At 58.5% G+C, this 3,698-nt stretch carries 3 protein-coding genes; all 3 read right to left on the bottom strand.

Annotated elements, in window-relative coordinates; all coding sequences use genetic code 11:
• Positions 1-446 precede the first annotated feature (446 nt).
• The gene (locus P9254_RS28770) at positions 447-1,604 is read right to left on the bottom strand and encodes a TlpA disulfide reductase family protein (protein ID WP_063170386.1); all 1,158 of its coding nucleotides are present in this window, start codon (positions 1,602-1,604) and stop codon (positions 447-449) included.
• Positions 1,605-2,203: 599 nt separating this feature from the next.
• On the bottom strand, positions 2,204-3,217 hold the full coding sequence (locus tag P9254_RS28765; protein ID WP_024505903.1) for a 1-aminocyclopropane-1-carboxylate deaminase: 1,014 nt from the start codon (positions 3,215-3,217) through the stop codon (positions 2,204-2,206).
• Positions 3,218-3,453: 236 nt separating this feature from the next.
• On the bottom strand, positions 3,454-3,698 hold a 245-nt coding region (locus P9254_RS28760), incomplete at its 5' end, for an exopolysaccharide production repressor protein (protein WP_127313226.1).

Here is a 3,698-nt window from a genome sequence, read left to right as displayed (position 1 = left end):
CATAAGCCGAAGGAATCCTGAGTACGAATGAGCCGCAGGAGGCATTTGACGAACGGGGAAGCAAGGGCCTCGTCGTCATTGTTGACAGCAGGGCCAACCGGAGGAATTTCGTTGTTCGTCATTTCAGTCTTCGTCTTCGAGGTACGATTTCCTTTTCCTGCGATGCCCACTCCGGGTCCGCTTGCGTGGCCGACGAATGGCTTGGGCGGGCCAACCCCAAGAGTGCCCCGTGGCCGACCTCGACATGTCCACGAGTGCGAGACCTGCGGCGCGAATTCGCGGCGCACATCGTCTGCGCCGCGATCCGACCGGTGGTCAACGCAATTGAAATCCAACCTTCCGCAAGCCGCCGCCCTGCTGCATCGACATACTTGCTGCGAAGAGAGCTTCGATGGGCGGATTGGCCAGTGTTCAATTCCAATTGTCAGTCCCTTCGCGATTCTTGCTCAGGAAGTGACTTCGTTTTGAGTTTCGGGTGCCTTCTTTTGCGGAGCCACACAAAGATCCGCGTGACAGGCAGGCTCACCCGTGTAGTTGGCCAGTGCTTCGAGCAATGGGGTAAGATAGTACTGTTTGGTGTGGTCCGGAATTGGCCCCAGCCGGTCCACCGATTTCAGTGCCACCTCGATCAACTCGATTGCGCGATCTTTGTTGCCGCTCTCGTAATAATACTGAGCTACCGGGAGGTACCGGAGGTATTTAAACGGGCCATCGCCGTTCGGGGGATTGAGTGCCAGTATCTGTTCCGAGAGCTCGTTGCCCATCGCAAAGCGCTCCGCGCGCGGAAGATGGGAATTGTCCATCGTGGGATCGAAGAGTTGGTTGAGGGCCAAGGCCATCCACGACACCGCGTCGGACGTTTTGTCGATCGCGTCCTCGACCAATTCTCGCATGACCGGCATGCCGGTCTTGATGTCGCGCAGCTTGTGAAGCAGAAGATCCGCATGAATCTGCCGGAACTCACAAGAGTCTGGCATCAAGGCGAGGCCTTCTTCGATGGCCAAGAGCGCCGCCGTCCAATCCTCGGCCTGCATCGCCGGCTCAAGTTTGGCGTATATCGGCCCGGTAAGCGACATTTCGCGCGCTGCAAGTTGGTTATGCGCGATGCGCTTTGCATCGGCGGCTTTCGCTTCATAGCTGCTGCGCCAGCTGCCGTTAAGGACTTTCGGCAAAACGTCATCGAGTTCCGCCGGGTGGCCGATAAAAGCGATGTGGCCGTCGCGGTCGACCACGAACGAGGTGGGAATCCCAATCGAAGAGCTGGGATCCATCCAGAGCTTGTTCATTTCGCCAATGTAATCGAACCCGATACGATAATTCAGATTCGGGAACTCCTCGGTCAGCCAGGCATCCACGTTGGTCCGCGCCTCGTCTGCGGTAGGACCCTGTTCGCAGGCGGCAACTCCGACCGCCTCAAATCCGCTGCCTTCATATTTCTCCTGCAGTTCGATCAAATGGGGCATGGCGTCGACACATGGTCCGCACCAAGTCGCCCAAAACTCAACGAGGTAGACCTTGCCGGGCCGAAAGTTCGTGAGGGGCTCGCCACGCAGCCAGTTCTCCACTTTGATCGCAGGAGCCGGGGACCCCATACGCAGTTCCATCTTGGTGTCCAAAGTCATTCCACACCTTTCGTCTCTTTTGTCGCGGAATATTTTCCAGTCAAAATCGGACACGGTCTCGAGGGCATCGCTCCCTCTGGCTTGCTTCAGCGAAGCTCTCACCGTGTTGCCGCACATCAAGCTGCAACGGAGGTGCCAATTCCCTCAGCTCCGGTAAGCGGCGGGAAATGCTTTGAAATTCTCCACGAGGCCAAATGCGGCCGATTGTCGTGAACCCGACATGTCTTCTGCCGCTGTCGGGTTTCGCCCTATCACTCTTGAGAGCTTGGACGGCTCGCCTGTGATTAGACTGGCCTCGGCCCTCGAGCAGTGGCAGTTTGGCGCCAGTTCGAAAGCGCGAACTCGCCGGCTTGGTCCTCGTGCCGCCACCGCCGCGTGTGGATTCTTGCCCCGGAGTCAAAATTCGCCTCGCGGTTGCCAACGGCGGCATGCGCTCAATGCGCGTGGCGTTGAGCACCGACAGCACGTAATGGTACCAATTAGTGGATGCCCGTCGCTGCCTCCACTTCTCCAGCCAAGCGCTCGAACGACGCTACCTACCCACGTTCGAGCGCGACCGCGGAATCGCAGACTGCCGAACGTCAGCCGTTGCGAAAGGTGTAGCCGTACCCGTTGATCGCCGGTGCGCCGCCTAGATGTGCGTAGAGGACCCTCGATCCCTGTGGAAAGAAGCCCCTCTGGACGAGGTCGATCATCCCTTGCATCGATTTGCCCTCGTAAACGGGGTCCGTAATCATGCCCTCGAGCCGCGCGCACAAACGGATTGCCTCTTTGGTTTCCTCCGATGGAACGCCATAACCCGGGTACGCGTAGTCCATGAACAACACCACGTCTGCCTCGACAATTTCCGCTCCGAGGTGGACGAGCTTCGCTGTATTTTGGGCGATGCCAAGCACCTGCGCCTTGGTCTTGGCGGGCATGGCGGAGGCATCGATACCGATCACGTTGCGCTGTCGACCATCCTTGGCGAACCCGACGAGCATGCCGCCGTGGGTTGAACCAGTCACCGTACAGACGACGATATAGTCGAAGGCAAACCCAAGCTGCTCTTCCTGGGCACGCACCTCCTCAGCGAACCCCACATAGCCCAGGCCGCCGTATTTGTGGACAGAGGCGCCGGCAGGTATCGCATATGGCCTGCCGCCCCTTGCCTTGACTTCATAAAGTGCCTTTTCCCAGCTGCGGCGGATGCCGATGTCAAAGCCCTCGTCAACCAGGCGCACCTCTGCCCCCATGATGCGGCTCAAGAGGATATTGCCGACCCGGTCGTAGACAGCATCATCATGTGGGACCCAGCTCTCCTGGACCAGGAGGCATTTCATGCCGATCTTGGCGGCGACCGCAGCGACCATGCGCGTATGGTTGGACTGCACGCCACCGATTGTGACGAGCGTATCGGCATCTGACGCGATCGCGTCGGGCACAATGTATTCGAGCTTGCGCAGCTTGTTTCCGCCGAACGCGAGACCGGAGTTGCAGTCCTCGCGTTTGACGTAGATTTCCACCTTGTCGCCCAGATGCTTGCCGAGGCGGTCGAGCCTCTCGATCGGCGTGGGTCCAAAGGTGAGCGGATAACGTTCGAATTTTTCCAGCATGCTATCTCCAGCAAAAAAGTACCTGAACCTGCTACGCACCGGTCAGCCCAGGGGTATGGTCGCGTGTTAGCCGAACACAGATTCCCTATACGATCAGCTCAGTCATCAGAGGGTGACCAAAATTGGTGTGGGTCTGAGCACTGATCCTGTCATCCGCGCATCAAAGCAGCAGCACATGCTGGGCATTCGACCAAGCCGGGACACAGCTGAAAATTGCATTCCGCAGTTGATCAGAGTCAGACGACTGGTACCCGAGCTTTCCTGTAACCATCGGCATGCTGGCCCCTGTGGCGAGTTCCACGAGCGCGGCTAGAGGACTGCCAGATCAGAAAGAGCACGCGGCCGAAGTAGCCGGCCTGAAGCAGCAGCGAACAGGCCAGCGTCGTGACGACTGCCACACGGAGCGAATCCAAAGCGAAGTAAACCATCGACGCATTGCTGCACAGGACCAGCCCCACGAGCCGACAAAAAGATGAAGTGC

It is taken from the genome of Mesorhizobium sp. WSM4983 (assembly GCF_029625765.1).
In the GTDB taxonomy this organism is placed as follows: domain Bacteria; phylum Pseudomonadota; class Alphaproteobacteria; order Rhizobiales; family Rhizobiaceae; genus Mesorhizobium.
This window is presented reverse-complemented; position numbering and strand designations above follow the sequence as displayed.